Source organism: Anaerotaenia torta, from assembly GCF_050433395.1.
GTDB classification, from domain to species: domain Bacteria; phylum Bacillota; class Clostridia; order Lachnospirales; family Lachnospiraceae; genus Mobilitalea; species Mobilitalea torta.
On the sequence record NZ_JBNPXH010000001.1, the window covers coordinates 256,143 to 274,247 of the forward strand.

General features: G+C 50.0%; 12 protein-coding genes. All 12 read left to right on the top strand.

The genetic code is table 11. From position 1 onward, the window contains the following. Window positions 1–42: 42 nt before the first annotated feature. The 12 genes from HNQ56_RS01140 (at window position 43) to HNQ56_RS01195 (ending at window position 18,073) form a co-directional block, all read left to right on the top strand. On the top strand, window positions 43–1,032 hold the full coding sequence (locus tag HNQ56_RS01140; RefSeq protein ID WP_429141923.1) for a carbohydrate ABC transporter permease: 990 nt from the start codon (window positions 43–45) through the stop codon (window positions 1,030–1,032). A 14-nt stretch (window positions 1,033–1,046) separates the two neighbouring features. After that, window positions 1,047–1,943: a carbohydrate ABC transporter permease gene (locus HNQ56_RS01145; protein ID WP_429141925.1), complete on the top strand. Its 897-nt coding sequence runs from the start codon at window positions 1,047–1,049 to the stop codon at window positions 1,941–1,943. A gap of 39 nt (window positions 1,944–1,982) precedes the next feature. Beyond that, window positions 1,983–3,434 (top strand): NHL repeat-containing protein, encoded by a 1,452-nt coding sequence (locus HNQ56_RS01150; RefSeq protein WP_429141927.1) that lies wholly within the window; start codon window positions 1,983–1,985, stop codon window positions 3,432–3,434. A gap of 5 nt (window positions 3,435–3,439) precedes the next feature. Then, on the top strand, window positions 3,440–4,066 hold the full coding sequence (locus HNQ56_RS01155; RefSeq protein ID WP_429141929.1) for a YIP1 family protein: 627 nt from the start codon (window positions 3,440–3,442) through the stop codon (window positions 4,064–4,066). 17 nt (window positions 4,067–4,083) lie between these two features. Next, the gene (locus HNQ56_RS01160) at window positions 4,084–6,357 is read left to right on the top strand and encodes a DUF5696 domain-containing protein (protein WP_429141931.1); all 2,274 of its coding nucleotides are present in this window, start codon (window positions 4,084–4,086) and stop codon (window positions 6,355–6,357) included. Window positions 6,358–6,419: 62 nt separating this feature from the next. Further along, window positions 6,420–7,352 carry a carbohydrate ABC transporter permease gene (locus tag HNQ56_RS01165; protein WP_429141933.1) on the top strand — a complete coding sequence of 311 codons (933 nt, stop codon included), beginning with the start codon at window positions 6,420–6,422 and terminating at the stop codon, window positions 7,350–7,352. Between the two features lie 14 nt (window positions 7,353–7,366). Continuing rightward, window positions 7,367–8,383: a carbohydrate ABC transporter permease gene (locus HNQ56_RS01170; protein ID WP_429141935.1), complete on the top strand. Its 1,017-nt coding sequence runs from the start codon at window positions 7,367–7,369 to the stop codon at window positions 8,381–8,383. 187 nt (window positions 8,384–8,570) lie between these two features. After that, window positions 8,571–9,896 carry an ABC transporter substrate-binding protein gene (locus HNQ56_RS01175; protein WP_429141937.1) on the top strand — a complete coding sequence of 442 codons (1,326 nt, stop codon included), beginning with the start codon at window positions 8,571–8,573 and terminating at the stop codon, window positions 9,894–9,896. 192 nt (window positions 9,897–10,088) lie between these two features. Next, window positions 10,089–12,245: a hypothetical protein gene (locus tag HNQ56_RS01180; protein ID WP_429141939.1), complete on the top strand. Its 2,157-nt coding sequence runs from the start codon at window positions 10,089–10,091 to the stop codon at window positions 12,243–12,245. A gap of 26 nt (window positions 12,246–12,271) precedes the next feature. Next, window positions 12,272–15,547: a glycosyl hydrolase gene (locus HNQ56_RS01185; RefSeq protein WP_429141941.1), complete on the top strand. Its 3,276-nt coding sequence runs from the start codon at window positions 12,272–12,274 to the stop codon at window positions 15,545–15,547. 12 nt (window positions 15,548–15,559) lie between these two features. Further along, on the top strand, window positions 15,560–16,435 hold the full coding sequence (locus tag HNQ56_RS01190; protein ID WP_429141943.1) for a nucleoside hydrolase: 876 nt from the start codon (window positions 15,560–15,562) through the stop codon (window positions 16,433–16,435). A 369-nt stretch (window positions 16,436–16,804) separates the two neighbouring features. Then, a complete protein-coding gene (locus HNQ56_RS01195; protein WP_429141945.1) occupies window positions 16,805–18,073 on the top strand; it encodes a hypothetical protein in 1,269 nt (422 codons plus the stop codon). Window positions 18,074–18,105: the final 32 nt, after the last annotated feature.

The following is an 18,105-nucleotide window of genomic DNA, read 5'->3' on the forward strand; positions in this document are numbered from 1 at the left end:
GAATGCCCGATATATTGATGCATGATTGAGAGGAGAAGACGGATGAAGAAGCATATAGAAGACCCCGGAAGCAACGGGAGTAAGGAGAATATCCAGGGCGGCCGGAATATAGAAAAAGGAGTGTGGAGCTGGGCTCGGAATAAAGGAAAAAGAGCATGGGGCTGGGCTCAGAATCACAGCACTCCCGTATTTCTGGCACCATTTACCCTGCTGTTCTTTCTATTTACCATCCTGCCGATCCTGTCGGCGATTATGCTGAGCTTTACCTATTTTAATATGGTGGAGTTCCCCAGCTTTGTCGGGCTGGACAACTATGTCAGAATGTTTTTTGATGATGACGTTTTCCTCATCAGCCTTCGTAATACAGCGATTTTTGCCATTATTACCGGCCCCATCAGTTACATAATAAGCTTTATGGTGGCCTGGCTGATCAACGAATTCAGGAGGGGGCTCCGGACGGTACTGACCCTGGTCTTTTATCTTCCCTCCCTTGCCGGAAATGTATATTTTGTATGGACCTATATCTTCAGCGGCGACTCCTACGGCTTTCTCAACAGTACGCTGATCCGGACCGGTATCATAAAGGATCCGGTTATGTGGCTGACGGACACCAAATATATGATGGGTGTGGTAATTGTAGTAATCCTCTGGCTGAGTATGGGAACCGGCTTCCTATCCTTTGTGGCGGGACTGCAGTCCATGGACCGCACCCTGTATGAAGCCGCCGCCGTAGACGGCATTAAGAACCGTTTTGCAGAGCTTTGGTATGTTACCCTGCCCCAGATGGTTCCCCAGCTTCTCTTCGGTGCCGTTATCACCATCTCCACCTCCTTTGCCGTAGGCTATGAGAGCATGAACCTGACCGGGTTCCCCAGCACGGATTATGCGGCTCATACCCTGGTCCTGCACATCCTGGACATCGGCGGGGTACGTTTTGAAATGGGCTATGCCTCGGCAGTGGCAGTCTTTCTCTTTGCATTAATGCTGATACTCTGGAATGTCATCAATAAGACACTGTCAAAATGGTTATAGAGGGGAGAAATGGAATGAACACAGCAGAAATCGGTTTTATGAAAAGGAAGGGGTACAAAAAGCCGAAGAGGAAGAGCTTGAACCGCTCGGTGGGCGGAACCGTAACAATCTTCCTGATATTGGCCCTGCTTGGAGCTTTTATGCTGCTTCCGATTGTATATGCCATTGTAACCGCTTTTAAACCGGTGAACGAGATATTTATTTATCCGCCCAGGTTCTGGGTGCAGCATCCCACCATCGCCAACTTTATCGACATGATAGAGATTACGCAGGAGACCTGGGTGCCCTTTGAACGGTCCTTGTTTAACAGCCTGTTTGTATCGGTGGCAGGAACCGCGTTATATATCCTGATCGCTTCCATGGCGGCCTTTCCGCTGGCGAAGAAGAAATCCAAATGGATCGGATTTTATTATCAGATACTGGTGCTGGCCATTCTCTTCCGCCCGGAGGTAACCCGTACGCCCCTTTATATCATCATGAGCGGAATGGGGCTTCTGAACAGCTATCTGTCCATCATACTTCCCATTCTGGCGGGCAGCTTCGGCGTGTTCCTGATGCGCCAGTTTATGCTGACCATACCGGATGAAATCCTGGAGGCGGCCAAGGTGGACGGAGCCAATGATTACCGGATCTTCTTCCGTTTGATCATGCCTTTGGTAAAGCCGGCATGGATGACCCTGACGATATTCACCTTCAATTCCCTTTGGAATACCGGGGATATTCAATACATCTATAATGAGGAAATGAAAACCCTGACCGCAGTGCTGCAATCCATATCCTCCGCAGGCATAGCAAGGGCAGGAGCAGGAGCCGCGGTGGCCGTTATACTGATGATACCCCCTGTTCTTGTATTTATTGTTTCCCAGTCCTCGGTAATGGAAACAATGTCCCATACCGGTCTGAAGGGATAGGACAGCGGCGGCAAATAAAAAGAGAGAGGGACGGGAATTATGATTTGGAAAAAAGCAGTGATCATAGTATTGATCCTTGGAATTGGATGCATCACACCGGCAGCTTATGCGTCGGCATCGGAGAGCATCGGCCATGAGGTTCCATATCAGACTTATACTTATGATAAATGGGGGAATGCCACCCCCGCGCCCAATGGTTACCTTCCGGATAAAACAATCCGGGGAACGGCCATGGGCATCGGTGATTTTGCAGATCCGCAGGATATGTTTTACTGTGAGGCAAGGCATGAGATCTATATTGTGGATACCGGCAATAAGAGGATTGCGGTGACGGATGAGGAATTTTCCCTGCTCAGAGTCATTGATGAGCTGGAGTGGCAGGGGGAGGCCTATCCGCTGCAAAAGCCCACCGGCATCTTTGTAACAGCGGAAGGCACCATCTATATTGCGGACCAAGCCAACGGAGAAGTAATCATCTGCGGTCAGGACGGGGTCATACAAAGTAAGTATGGAAAACCGGAATCCAATCTGATTGATGCCAATATGGAGTATAAGCCCAGCAAGGTGGTGGCAGACGAAAACGGAAAGATCTATATCCAGAGCGTCGGTGTTTACCAGGGATTGATCTACTTGAGGCCCGACGGAACCTTCGTCAAATACTTCGGCGCCAATCAGGTGGAAATGACATTTAAAAGGATTATGATGAAGTTCTGGAAGACCATCTTAAGTGACAAGGCCAGCAGCAATATGCAATCCTTTAACCCTATTGAATACGGCAATATTTATATAGCGGAGAGCGGCTTCATCTACGCTGTCGCAGCCGCCTCAGAGAATAACAGCAAAATGATTGTGGAATTAAACCCTTTGGGTGTGGATATCAACACTTTAAAAAAACCTGTCTGGTATCAAAATGCAACCTTCACGGATATTACGGTGGATGAAGAAGGAATTATTACCGTCCTTGATGCCAAGACCGGCAGAATCTATCAGAGTGATAATAACGGGCAATTGATGTTTGCCTTCGGCGGCATCGGAGAACAGCTGGGGCTGTTTAAGCTGCCCTCCTCCATTATCGAAGTGGGAGACCGGCTCTATGTTCTGGATGCGGACAAGAGAAGCATTACCCGCTTCAGCCTGACCAGCTTCGGTGAAAAGGTAAGAACCGCCATTTCCTTATATAACAGAGGACTCTATGAGGAAAGCATTGAGCCCTGGGAGGAGGTAATCCGGCAGAATTCCAATTACCTTCTGGCCTACACCGGCGTCGGCAGGGCATGGTACCAGCTGGAGAGCTATAAGGTGTCCATGAGTTATTATAAGCTGGCCAATGACCGCACCAATTATTCCTCCGCCTATAAGGAGTATTCGCTGGAGGTAATGAGGAGCAACTTCGGACTGGTCATCGCGGCAATCCTGATGGTCTACGGAGCCTGGAAGGCATTAAAGTATTATCTGAAAAAACGCGGCAGAGGGAAAGGAGCAAAAGCATGAATCGCATGAATCGGTTATCTAAGAGCTTTCGGCAAAGCTATTACACCATGTTTCACCCGGTCAATGGATTCGATGCGGTGAAGTGGGAGAATGCAGGTTCCCTGCGCACCTGTTTTCTGATTCTGTTTCTTTTCTTCCTGGTCAATGTATTTGACGCCGTACTGGTTGGTTTTATCTACAACACGAATAACCCGGACCGGATATCCATCTTCTCCATCTTTGCCGTAAGTGTTGGCGGGGCGGTGCTGTGGTTTATCTCCAATTGGGCGGTCAGCTCCTTAATGTTTACGGAAGGCAAGCTCAGGCATATTTTTATCCTGGTCTGTTATTCCCTCCTGCCATATACCATATGGGAATTTATCTATATTGTGGCCAGCAATTTTGTCTCCGCAGAGATGTCCCCCTTCCTGATCATGCTCCGCCTCATCGGGCTGGCCTGGAGCCTTCTTCTTCTGATCTTTGGATCCTATCAGGTCCATCAGATCACCATAGGAAAGGTTTTTGTCAACCTTTTTCTTACGGCGGTGGGGGTGTTCATCATGCTGTTCTTAATGCTGCTGGGATATAGCCTGATACAGCAGATGTATATATTTGCCTACACCATATTTAGTGAAGTCGTATTCCGGTTATAGAGAGGGATGAGAAAACCATGAAGAAAAAAATTGTATTGCCAGGTATGGCAGCGTTATTGCTGATCCTCGTTCTGTTAACAGCATGCGCGCGGGAAGAGACAGCGCCGGAGCCTGCTTCGGCGGAGCAGACGGAGCTTATGGCCGGCTTTGCGGCCGGAACCGCGGATGAGCTCCAGACCATAGCGGAGAATGACAACCTGCAGCTTTCGGCAAATCTGAAAAACGGCGAGATTGCGGTCATAGATAAGAGAAGCGGCAAGACCTGGTATTCCAATCCGCTGGATAAGGAAAGCGATACCCTGGCCGGCGGGTTCCATAAAGCGGCCCTGTTCTCCCAGATTCTGCTGACCTACACCACGGATACGGGTGTGGTAATGAATGTGAGCAGCTATCTGGGCGCGGTATCAAAATCAGGGCTTACGTACCGTATCGACGGGGACAGCATTATTTTTAAATATGACTTCGTAAAAGAGGAGCTGATTGTTCCGGTTCGGTATTCTCTTACGGACACAGACCTGGCGGCGGAGATTCTGACCGCGGGCGTGCAGGAGACAGGTACTAATAAATTAACCAATATCGAGCTGCTTCCTTTCTTCGGAGCAGGCACAAGCGAAGACGAAGGTTATCTGCTGGTACCGGACGGAAGCGGAGCATTGATTTATTTTAATAACGGCAAGGGAACGGCAAAGGAATTTTCCATGAGTCTGTACGGCTTTGACAACGGACTGAATGACCGGCTTTTAAGCGCCGCCACAGCGATTACCGCCTCCTTTACCTTGACAGAGAATGTATATCTGCCCGTGTTCGGGGAGAAATGCAATGAAGACGGCTTCCTGGCCATTCTGACCGACGGTGCGGCCAAAGGCACGGTTAAGGCCAGATCCGCAGGCATCTATACCGGCTACAATAATATTTGGAGCACATATGACTATCGTTCCGTGGGAACCGTACGCCTGATGCAGAAGGAAATGAACGAGAAAACAGCGGCGATTGCGGAAAAGAAGCCGGACACGGAAACTAATTTCAAGGTTCTGTACCGCTTCCTGGAGAAAGGGAATTCCGAGTACAGCCATATGGCTCAGGTCTATCGGGAGCATCTTCTGGAGACAACGGGGCTGACCGCCAGAACACAGGAGGGTGACATTCCCTTCTATCTGGATCTTTACGGATATATCCGCAAGACCAAATCCTTTTTGGGCATACCCAGGGACACTCTGATCCCTATGACCAAGATAGAGGATGCGGAGGCGATCGTAGAGGAATTAAGCAGCTCCGGGATAGGGAATATCGTCCTGAAATATAATTACTGGATGAAGGACGGATACTATGAGACCATTCAGACCAATGCCAGGCTGGAGAAGAAGCTGGGAAGCGTTGGGAGCCTGAAGCAGCTGGAAGAAAAGCTGAACAGCAGCGGCGGCTCCATGTACCTTGCCGCCGAGCTGATGAATGTCTATAAGACGGGCAAAGGGGTATCCAAATATAACGATGTGCTGAGTTCGGTGGCTAATACTCCCCAGGCACAGTATAAATTTTCTCTCGATTCAGCTCTCCAGGATTCAAGATATAAGCCCTGGTATTTAATTAAGCCGAGAAAACTGGCAGAATACTTTGACAAGTTTTTGAACAATTTTGAGGAAAAGGGATTTTCCAATGTCGCCTTTGAATCCATAGGGACCATGGCTTATTCAGAGCTTTCCACCAATGGCACCAGCCGCAGCCGGGTTCCCGGGATTGCAGCCGGTATCCTGGAGGAAGCCTCGGGCCGGACAGAGCATATCATGCTGTCGGGAGCCAATGAATATGCGGCCGTGTACGCGGACCATATATTAAACACCCCGGTAAAATGCAGCGGCTTTGACGTCGAGGATGTGAGCATTCCCTTTTATCAGATGGTATTTCACGGCTATGCAAACTATTCCCTGGGAGCGGCGAACCTTTCCAGCAATCCGGAGGATATGCTGCTGAAATGCCTGGAATACGGTGCGGCGCCCATGTACTCCTGGGTGGCCCGCAATACGGAGGAACTGGTAGGCTCCAGAACGGATGAGCTGTTCAGTGCGGACTATAGCAAGTGGATTGCCTCTGCGGCAGCGGAGTACCAGGAGATTAACAGTGTACTGAAGGATACCGTAACCCTGCCCATTACCTCCCATAGGATTTTGCAGGAGGGAGTGACCGAGACGGTCTACGGCGGAGAGATCCGTATCATTGTTAATTATAACAGCAATTCCGTCACGGCAGAGGGCGTCCAGGTCGGCGGGAAGGACTATCTGATCTTAAAGAAATGAAGCAGGAGAAGCTGATCTCATAAGAAAACCCCTGGGTTGGCGGTCAGCAGAATGGAGCGATTATGAAGGCAAAGGCAATAACAAAAAAAAGAAGAAGGACATCTCTTAGCAGGAAACAGGGAAGAGCGGGCTATCTGTTTGTATTCCCCTGGGTCATAGGCTTCTTGTTTTTCTTTTTGAAACCCTTCCTGGAGTCCTTTTGGTTTACCTTTAACGATGTAACCATGCAGGCCCAGGGACTTACGCCCCGGTTTATCGGCCTGGATAACTATCACTATTTGTTCTTTGAACATACGACCTATATACCGATGCTGACGGATGCCGTGAAGAACATGCTGACGGAGGTGGTGATCATAACCATGCTCAGCCTGTTCATAGCCACTCTGTTAAACCAGGAATTCAGGGGAAGAACCTTCTATCGTGCGGTCTTCTTCCTTCCGATTATCCTGACCAGCGGTGTGGTATATACCATGATGTCAAGTGCGGTGGGCAGCGGCGGCACCGCTTCCTCCACCAATGCCTTCCTGTTCCAGAGCGCGGGACTGAGGACCATCCTTCTCCAGGGGGGATTGAGTCCGTCCCTGGTGTCGGGGATCACAGGAATTGCGGACAGTATATTTGCCCAGGCCACCAAATCCGGTGTGCAGATTCTGCTGTTCTTAAGCGGGCTGCAGAAGATACCCTCCGATTCCTACGAAGCCGCGGAGATTGAGGGGGCAAGCCGATGGGATATCTTCTGGAAGATCACAGTCCCCAGAATTTCACCGGTGATATTCCTGAATATTGTTTATACGATCATCGATTCCTTTACCTCCTACGGTACGTCCTCGGGCGAGAACCAGATGATGGCGGCAATTCAGAGAATGGGCTTTGACAAGAGCATGAAATTCGGCGTCAGCGCGGCGATGGCATGGATTTACTTCCTTGTAATTGTTGTAATCCTTTTAATAGTATACCTGATCATTGGCAAAAGGGTATCAAAGATTGAATCCTGACCGGAGGTGAGTGGATGGATACATTAAGTAAATATTTAAAGCAGGTGGATCAAAAGAAGGTAAAAGATGAGATGATTCATTATGTAAGGGTGAAAAAGCCCCAGAGAAAGCTATGGGCTGTGGTCCGGCATATCCTGCTGATCGGAATCAGTTTTATCATTCTGTACCCCATTCTGTTTATGATCAGCAATGCCTTCAAGCCGGTGGAACAGTACTATGACCCTTCTGTTATCTGGATACCCAAAGGGATTACCTTAAAGAACTTTTCCGTCGTTCTTATGGTAATTGATTTTGGTAAGGTATTGACGAATACGGTGCTGATCTCCCTGCTCCCCGCGCTGATACAGACCTGTGTCTGCATGTATGTGGCTTACGGACTGGCCCGCTTTCAGTTTAAGGGCAGGAAATTGATCGTTGCCATGGTTATCCTGACGGTTATCGTTCCGCAGCAGACCATATCAACCTCTCTCTATGCAAGCTACCGGAGCATGGATCTGCTGGGGATTGTGGGATGGCTCAGCCAGATAACCGGCGGCGCAATCAAGGTGCCCAATCTCATCGGAACACCCTGGGTGACCATACTGCCCTCCCTGTTGGCGGTGGGCTTTAAAGGAGGCCTGTACATCTTCATTTTCCTTCAGTTTTTTACCGGGCTTCCGAAGGAATTACAGGAGGCGGCATCCATTGACGGCTGCGGCGCGATAAGAACCTTTTTGAAAATTATCGTTCCCACAACGAAGAATATTACCTTATCCGTGGTACTGCTTTCGGTGGTGTGGAACTGGAATGACTACTACACGCCGGCCATGTTTATCCGTACCAGGGACACCATCTCAACGGCAATGGCAGGCTTTCAGACACAGCTGGAGAATCTCCACAACCTGGGTATCGGCGCGGAGAATATCCAGACGGCCAACACACAGATACAGGCGGCCTGCCTGATGTCCATCATTCCATTGGTGATACTGTATATTATTCTTCAGAAGTATTTTACAGAAGGAATTGAGAGCTCCGGATTAACTGGACTATAGCAGAACGATGCTGAGATTCCGGAGCTTGCTCCGGATTAACCGGACTATAGCAGAATGATGCTGAGATTCCGGAGCTTGCTCCGGATTAACCGGACTATAAAAAAGCTTCATGAAGCCAGGATAGGTACTTCTTGATCCGTGCATAGCTGCGGAAAGAGGTTCTATATAAAAAGAGAGGAGAATTTCTATGAAAAGCAAAAAACAAATCGCTCTATTTTTGGTCATGGTACTTGTAATCCTCAGTTTCGCCGCATGCGGCGACAAAAACGCCGGAAAAGGCAATGAGGGAGATAAGACACCGACTCAGAGTCCCCAGAAGGAGGAAGAGCCCGCAGTAAGTGAGCCGATCGCCGACACTCTGGAGAATCCCAACATCTCGGTTGTATATTGGTACAACCCGGATCAATATGCTTATGACATTACTAAGAACGAGAATGTGTACGATCCCATTCTGGAAGCCGTCCCGGATTTTGAAGAAAAATACGGGGGAAAAGTGAATGTGATCTATGCCGCATGGGACAGTATGCTGGAGACGGTAATTGCCCTTCAGAATTCAGGAGATGCTCCGGATCTTTTTGAAGTGTATGACCGCAATATGTACAATGTTGTGTTATCCAACATTGCCCAGCCCATCGACCAGTATGTAACCGATCAGGATTACAGCTACTGGGATGTGGATCGCAGCCTCTTCTCCTGGAAGGGCCAGACCTACGCGATTCCCATCAAGCCCTATACCTATTACATTATGTTTAACCGTGATCTCTTTGCTCTGGAAGGGCTTACCCCTCCGGATGAGCTGTTCCGTGCCGGCCAGTGGACTTTTGATGAGTTTGAGAAAGCCATCAAGGCGCTGACGAAGAAGGTGGACGGAGAAGTAACCCAGTACGGCTACGGCTCCTATGATGATACCATTACCTATTTCATGCTGGTAAACGGCGGAGCGCTGCTGGATGTGGATACACAGAACGGTAAAGTAAAGTCCATGCTCTCCGATCCCAAGGTTCAGAATACCGTTACTTATATGACCCGTTGGATGGATTCTATGATACTTGGCTATGATATGTTCGGATGGTGGGATAACGGAGCCCTGGGCATGATCCGCGGCAAGGAATTCCCGGTAGATCATCCCTTTGAAGTGGGAGTAGTTCCCTACCCTACAGGCCCCGATATGGAAGGAAAGAATCTGGTAGTATATCCCCAGGGCTTTGCAGTTCCCCAGGGAGCTAAGAATCCCGCAGGAGCGGCAGCCTTTATGAGAATAGTAAATGAGAAGCAGCTTGCTGTCGGCGATAAGAAGGAAGCAAACCGGATCGGACAGGAAAATTATGATATGATCTATGCGGATGATGTCAAGCTGGTATATGCTTATGATAAGAATCTGGATGATGTGGATCATATCGTGGGCTCCATCATTAACTTTATGCGTGACGGTGTTCCCGCATCCACCATCGGTGCCAACATGGATCCGGAGATTAACGCGTCCGTGGAACTGATCTTCGGACCTCAGGAATAAAGCTTGCCGATCATCCCGCGGCACATCGGGCGGTGTCATCGAGCGGTGTCAGGCACCGGGTATATCCTCGCGGAGGAAGGGCACATCGAATTGGTGCCTGACACCGGCACTGACACCGACACTAGCGGAACCGCCCGTCCGCGGGATGATCGAAAACGAATCAGGAATAGAATAAACGAATAGGAGTTGCTCATGGAAAGAGGAATTTATTTTGACGGCTGGTATAAAAACAATCATTGCTATCACCCAAGTCTGCCCTTTCGCAGTATGCAGATGGTGGAAGACATTGAGAAATACAAGGGAACCATCTTAGTCTGGTCTGCCTTGGGAGGAGGGTCTATTTCCCTGCCCTATCTTGAGAATGAAGCATTTGGCGAGCTGGATCCGAGGCTTCGTTTCTATGGCTTTATGAATGATTCCGAATTTATTGCGGAATGCAATAAACGGGGAATCAAGGTTATGGGGATCGTATTCGAGGTACAGGGTTGGGAGTTCCCGGTTGAGATCTCGGAGGACGGAAAACATATGAAGCAGTTCAATGTGATGCGGGAAGGCACAGCTCATGATTACTACGGTCTCAATGAGTTCTCTTCCGGAAAGCACGAGGGATTATTCCGCACCACTTTAAAGGACTACTATCCCGACGGGATTATCAACAGCGATGGAGAACTGGTTACAGACCTGTGGGAGGAAGCGGCAGCGAGAACCTATCAGGGAGAGCCGGTTCATGCCCAGTGGGTGGAGGTAACAGGCCATTCCAGGACCTGCCACCAGACCTGCCGCAACAATCCGGTATGGAGAGATTACCTAAAGAAGATTATTAAAATCCAACTGGATGCGGGAGTTGCAGGAATTCAGCTGGATGAAGCAGAGCTTCCCATTACCTCCCTCCGGGCCGGCGGATGCTTCTGCAAGGACTGCAGAAAGCAGTTCCGGGCATTTTTACAGGAGCTTCGGAAACAGGGACTGCTGGACTCCCAATATGATCATATTGATCTGGAGAACTTTGATTATCAGAAGTTCCTGCTGGAGGGCAATTATTCCTTCCCCGACGGAGCGCCGCTGTTCAGAGAGTATTATGAATTCCAGCTGCGTGCGGTCAAGAAGCATTTTATAGAGCTGGTAGATTACGCAAGGGATTACGCAAGAACCGTCCAGAACAGGGAAATCCTTGTATCCGGTAATTTCTTCAACTGTATGCCCGTATACTTCCCCATGGAGCATACGGTGGATGTCATCATCACCGAGATGGAAAAGACCCTGTTCCAGCAGCCTTACTGGTACCGCTATATTGCCGGTTTCTCCAACAGCAAGCCGGTAATCGTGGCGGAGAACCCCTACGGCGGCATGATTCCGGAATTGCTGGAGATGCTGGACCGGGGAAAGGGCTATGATTTATACCGTCTTTTCCTGCTGGAGGCTTCCGCTTACGGCTGTAATATGAGCGTGCCCTACGGCGGTTGGATGGGTAATACCATCAAGGATGCCTTCTACCCTCCCCGAGACGTAACCATGGAGGTGCAGGACTTCCTTGCGGGTCATGAGGATTTCTACAGCAAGGAAAGCGGAGCGAAGATTCTGGTGGTGTATTCCTTCCCCAGTTATTACTGGAAAGAAGTGACCAAGGCCTATAACGGCAATGTAATCACCGAGGAGAACAGCATTCTGTTCTATTCACCCACCGATATCACGGATGAGAACACCTCCCGTCTTCCCTTCTGGGAAGTGATTAAGGAGCTGAGTGACCAGCAGGTGGTCTATGACGTTAAGATCCTGGGAGATGACCAGGTATGCAAGCGCCCTCTGACCATGGAGGAGCTTCGGGATTATGAACTGATCATCCTGCCGGCCTGTGATGTGCTGACAGAGGAACAGACCCAGGTGCTGGACGAATACAGGAACCAGGGAGGACAGCTGCTGTTATTCGGAGAAACTGCCGCCAATCTTCCGGGATGGCAGGAAGAAGTTCTCCAAAAGGGAAATGCGGTCTACTGTGAAAATTCAGACAGTAAGAAAGCATCCCTGGAAGCGTTCAGAAAGGGCTTTGCCGGACTGAATGAATCCATCGGCCAGATTAAGGTGGACGATCCCCGGATCGGTGTCCATCTGCAAAAGAATGGCGGCACCCATACCATACATCTGCTGAACTATAATTACGATTCGGAAAAGGATAGCGTAATGCCTGTTCCTGCTCTGGGCGTGACGGTGAAAAAGCCTGCTTCTGCCCAGGGAGTAAAGCTCTACACTCTGGACGGTACCGAGGTGAAGTATTCGGCAGAGGTACAGGGAGACACCATGAAACTAACGATTTACGATATGCCCTTATATCTTGTAATACGCTTTATCTGAACTGTTATGATAATGGAGGAAAAAGTATGGACTATAACAAACTGGTAAGCGGTGAGGCCCTTTCGGAAGCCAAGTTCCGGAATCCTTCCAGAGAATTCGGCATTATGCCCTTCTGGTTCTGGAACGGGGAAATGAGCTATGACGAGATGGAATACCAGCTGAAGGAATACTACGACAAAGGAATACCGGGACTTTACATTCATGCCCGCTTCGGAATCAATGATTCGGTTCCCTATCTGGGAGAGGACTGGTTCGACCGTGTAAAATTCACCATTGAGAAGGCCCAGGAGATCGGCCTGCAGGTATGGGTTTACGATGAGTATAACTGGCCCAGCGGCACCGCCGGCAAGGAAGTAATGGAAAAGAATCCGGAACTGACCAATGTATATCTGGAGCTGGTGGAGGGAGATCTTCCCGGGCAGTTCTTCACCTTTATGGAAGGAACGGATTCCCGCTACAATGACCTTGAGGAATCGGAACCGGTCTATGCCTGTGCTATGAAGCTGGACGACATGGAGAAGGGCAATTTTGAATTCATCGACCTGATGCCCTCCCTTTCCTTTGACAAGGTAATCACCTGGGAAGCGCCCAAGGGACCCTGGAAATTATTTTATTTCATTGAGCGTAAGGCAAACTGGTACTCGGACGTTCTGAATCCGGAGACCACGAAGAAGTTCCTGGAATATACCCATGAAAGGTATAAGGCATCGGTGGGAGAGAGCTTTTCCAAGGATATCAAGGGCTTTTACACTGACGAGCCGGCAATGCATTATTTTGAAGTGGGAAGGGATAATTTCATCATTCCCTGGTCCAAGAAGATGTTCAAGATCTTTAAGCAGCACAACGGATATGATCTGAAGAAGCATCTGCCCAAGCTTTTCTATGACCTGGGCGGCGACACGGAGCAGGTCCGCTATGATTTCTGGAGCTGTCTGACCAAGCAGTATGAGCAAACCTATTATAAAACCATCGGAGACTGGTGCGAGGAGAATGACGTGATCTTCACCGGGCATCTGCTCTATGAGGAATCCCTCCGTATGCACGCCAGAACGGGAGGCAACCTGTTCCATCATCTGCGCCATCTGGATATGACCGGAGTGGATCATCTGTATCCCCGAATCGGAACCAGGGAAATGCCCAATGAGCATGTGGCGCTGAAGATCGCCAGCAGTGCGGCGCATCAGAACGGAAGCGTAAGGCTTCTGTGCGAGTCCATGGGCGGAGCCTATTGGGATTGTACCATGGAGCGCATGAAGTGGATTGCAGACTGGGAATACATCCTGGGTGTGAATCTCTTCAATCCTCACGGCTATCATTATACCATTGAGGGAGAGCGCAAGCGCGACTGGCCGCCGTCCCAGTTCTATCATCATACCTGGTGGAAGCAGTACAAGCTGTTCAACGACTATATGACCCGTCTTGGATATACCTTAAGCGGCGGCAGGCATGTGGCCAGGGTTGCCATCCTGTATCCCATGAACAGCATCTGGGCCACCTATACGCCCCAGGCCCATAATAAAATCGGGGACACCATAGAAAATGACTTTAACTATATGACAGACCGGTTACTGCGCCTGCATATTGACTTTGATTATATTGATGAGGACATCCTGAGAGAATGCGAGATCAGAGACGGAAAGCTCTGTATCCGCGACGAGGAGTACGAGATGCTCATGCTTCCTCCCTGCACTCACATCAAGGCTTCCACCCTGGACATCATGGAGCGCTTTGTCGCTGCCGGAGGCAGGCTGGGCGGAGATGCCCTGCTGCCCTACCATTGTGTGGAAGGCCAATGTGAGGAGTTAGAGGAGAGAATGGAGCGGCTGTTCGGAAGAAATCCCAATGAGCTGAAGGATGATTTCCTGCAGTCCAGGGAAAAAGACCTTACCCTGACCGTAAGAGACCAGGGCAAAGGAAGGGTAACACTGGTATCCGGCCAGGGCTTTGCCGCAAAGGACGGTATCGAGGTTCTGAAGCAGCAGATGCTGGCTTGTGTAACACCGGAGATTGAGATTGACAGCGACGAAGTGTTCTATCTGCACCGGATCAAGGATGGAAAGGATATCTTCTTCCTCATCAATCCCGTGGAGCAGGGAGCGGAGATACAGGTCACCTTTGCCGGAGTGCATCAGCCGGAAATCTGGGATTTAGAGACCGGCGATATCCGGAAGGCTCTGGTATACAGAATTGAAAACGGAAAAACCACCCTGGCACTGACACTGCCGCCTTATGGCTCCGCCATGCTCAGCCTTCAGGAGCAGGCCGGTCAGATTTATGCGGTTTCCTCCGACATCCTGCTTACCGGCCTGTCCCGGAATAAGGCGGAAGGAATCGGATGTCTGAAGAAGGATGGAGAGCTGATCCTTGCCATCGACAATGAGGAAAAGAAAGTGGTCATTCCTGCACAGCAGGGGAATTCCAAGGAAGTTATTGAATTCAAGAAGGAATTTGATTTCTCCGTAAATGCACCCAACGCACTGCTCACCGACCTCTGGAAGATGAAGCTTGACGACGGCAATGTGGACGCAGCCGGGCTGGCACAGCCGGATTACGACTTCTCCGGCTGGATGGATATGAGAATGGGAGCCTGGGAGATGCAGCTTCCGGAAGAGCGGGATGAGAATACCTATCCGGTGGCTCTGTGGTATGTGACGGAGTTCCATGCGGACTATATACCGGGGGATCTCAGACTGATGATCGACGGCTTTAAGGGAAGCGCCTATGAGCTGTATATTAACGGTAAGAGAATGACAGAGACGCCGGTGCGCAGCTTCCTGGATGCGCAGATCAAAGAAGTACCGCTGCGTGGTTACGCTGCTGCTGGCAGGAATACAGTTGCCGTCAAGCTGACCGTAACAAAGAAGAGCGACGGCATGGTGGATCTCTTAAAGGTCATCGGTGACTTTGGAATCAAAGAGGACGATGGCAGGGAAATAATTACGCGGCCGGTGAATGCGGTCACCTTCGGTGATTGGACAAAGCAGGGACTGCCTTATTTCTCCGGCACCGGAAGCTACACACAGACCATTGTTCTGGATGAGGAGACCTGCCGTAAGGCGCTGCTGCTCACGGCGGAGGTGGGAACCGATGTGCTGGAGGTATATGTAAACGGTGAGCTGGTAAAGACCTGTTTATGGAGGCCCTACGAGGCGGAGATCAGCGCTTATGTCAAGCCTGGTGAGAATGAGATCTGCCTTAAGGTGGTCAACACCATAATTAATCTTCTGGAGGGCACCAGGAATCCTTCCGGTTTGTTCCATGCCGAAATCCGGCCCTTTGACCGGTATGAGCTGATTTTCTAGGAGGTTAATGAATTGGAGAAGAAACCTGTGAATCTTTTAATTGATACCGATATCGGCGGGGATGTGGATGATGCGCTGGCGCTGGCGTTGGCGCTGAATTCACCGGAAATAAATATTGTGGGAATAACAGCCGTATATCTGGCGAATGAATGGCGCGCCAATGTAACCAGAAATATGCTGAAGGTATTCGGGCGGGAGGATATTCCCGTAAGCACCGGCGCGGAGAAACCGCTGATCGGCTGGTGGGACGAAAGCCGGATACCCAACAGCAGCAAGGATTTTGGGATTTTGGACGGGAAGCCTCTTCCCTGCGCCTGTGATTTCATTATAGAGACGGTAAAGAAATACGGAGCTTTAACCATCGCGGCCATCGGTCCCCTGACCAATGTTGCCCTGGCGATTGCCAAAGCACCCTATATCGTACCGGATATTAAAATTATCATGATGGGGGGCCAGATTACCAAGGCCCACCCGGAATGGAATATTGTATGTGACCCGGAGGCGGCAAGGATTGTTTTTGAATCCGGCGCGTCCATTGTAATGACGGGTCTTGATGTGACCAACCGCTGTACCTTCACAAGAGAGGATATCGAATATGTGAAACAGGCCGGCAATGAGCGCAGTACACTCCTTGGAGAGATGCTGGATACCTTCTGCGTAAATTTCGGATACCTGCCCATACTCCACGATCCTCTGGCCTTATCCTGTCTCATCTGGGATGATCTTATCACCTTTGAGGATAAGAAGATTCTCATCGAAACCTCCGGCCAGTATACCAGAGGCCTGACCATTGACTGTGACTGGGGAGAAGGGAATCCGGTGAAGGCGGCTGTGGATGTAAAACCTGAAGAATTCAAAAAAAGGCTTCTGGAACGTATTGTGCGGTAGCAGGAGAAACTCGGGAAGGGGGGTAAAATTTATTGCAGCTCAGCTGGTGGAGCCACAACACCCTTTTGCGCAGACCGGACAATGTTACATTCTGTAATACAGAATGCAACATTTGCGCATCTTGTGAAGCGGAGCGTTTTGAACGTGTGCCCTACCGGGCACACTGAGAAGGAAAGGCAAGTAAAAGGGTGTTGTGGCTCCACCAGCCGAACTGCAATAAAAATTTAAAAAGTTTAAAGATTGATTGCTTTTCTGAAGAAAATAGGGTATGATGGATTTGAGTAAAGGTTTACTCACCTCTTGAGAAAACGATTACCCCATATTTAACCAGGTGTTTGTAGAAAACATAATCCCAGAGGAGGTAGAAAAATGAAAAAAGCAGTTGTACTTATGTTATCCGTTCTTTTGCTGACGTTTGCTTTTGCCGGATGCGCTACGAAGGAGAAGCCCGAGCAGCCAGACAACAAAACAGAGGATACCGACCCGACCAAAGCACCGGACCCGACAGAGGAACCCACTCCGGAACCGACGGAGCCGGCTCAAGATGAGACAGCCTTAGCACCGGATACAAAATTTAATGCTTATGAACAGTTTGACAAAGAGAGTGCCACAGGCGAGAATGTTCCCTGGGTCTACAGCTTTACTGCCGATAAGGGAGCGACCTTTGACCCCTGTACCATAATGGAAGCTACCGGCGGCTTATCCCCCTGGCATCCCTGGGGAGGCAACTGGATCGGTGTGGGCTTAAACGCAGATGTGCCCAATCTGGTAGAGCTGAACACGGATATGCTGGACGGTCTGAACGGAGCCCTTGGCTTTAAGGCTCCCGCAGACGGAAAATATGCAATCACAGGCTATGTAATCAATCCCTGGGATCAGACGGCGGACCTTTTATACTGCAGGCTGAACGGCACGGATCTGTTCACGGTTCAGCCCGGCGGCGGTGCAGACCCGGCAGTTGCGTTCCCGGTAACGGAGGTTGAGTTAAAGGCCGGAGATACCGTTTATTTCTTCTGTCCTTCCACCTCAGCCGACGGTTGGGTGAGCGCCTATGTGGATGTGAATTTCTATTATGAGCCGACGACGGTTCCGGAAGTAGTATTGCCCGCAGCTCCTGCAGCATCCGGCTATGATGCCGTTGCGGATTTTGACACTGCCAGCGCTACGGGAGAGAACGGACCCTGGCTGTATTATGTTACTACGGATGAAGGAGCAACCTTCACTCCCTGTACTGTATTGGAAGCAATGGATAAACTGACCCCCTGGCATCCGGTGGCAGGAAACTGGACCGGCGTCGGCCTCAACGGAGATGTTGCGGATTTTGTAGAGCTGAATGCGGATGGCAAGGCCGGAAGCTACGGAACCCTCAGCTTTAAGGCACCGGAGGATGGAACCTATACCGTGAAGGGCACCGTGAAGAATCCCTGGGAACAGGATGCGGAGCTGCTCCACTGCAGGCTGAACGGCAAGGATGTATTCACCGCAGAGCCCAGCAAAGGGGCTGAAGCGGAGCCGGCAGCCTTTGAGCAGACAGGTATCGAATTAAAAGCAGGGGAGGAATTATATTTCTTCTGTCCCTCCACTGCAGAAGGCGGCTGGGTGAGCGCCTATATTACCCTGAATATAACAAAGGAATAACAGCAGGAGTGCTGTGTGAATTCTGAGGGTGT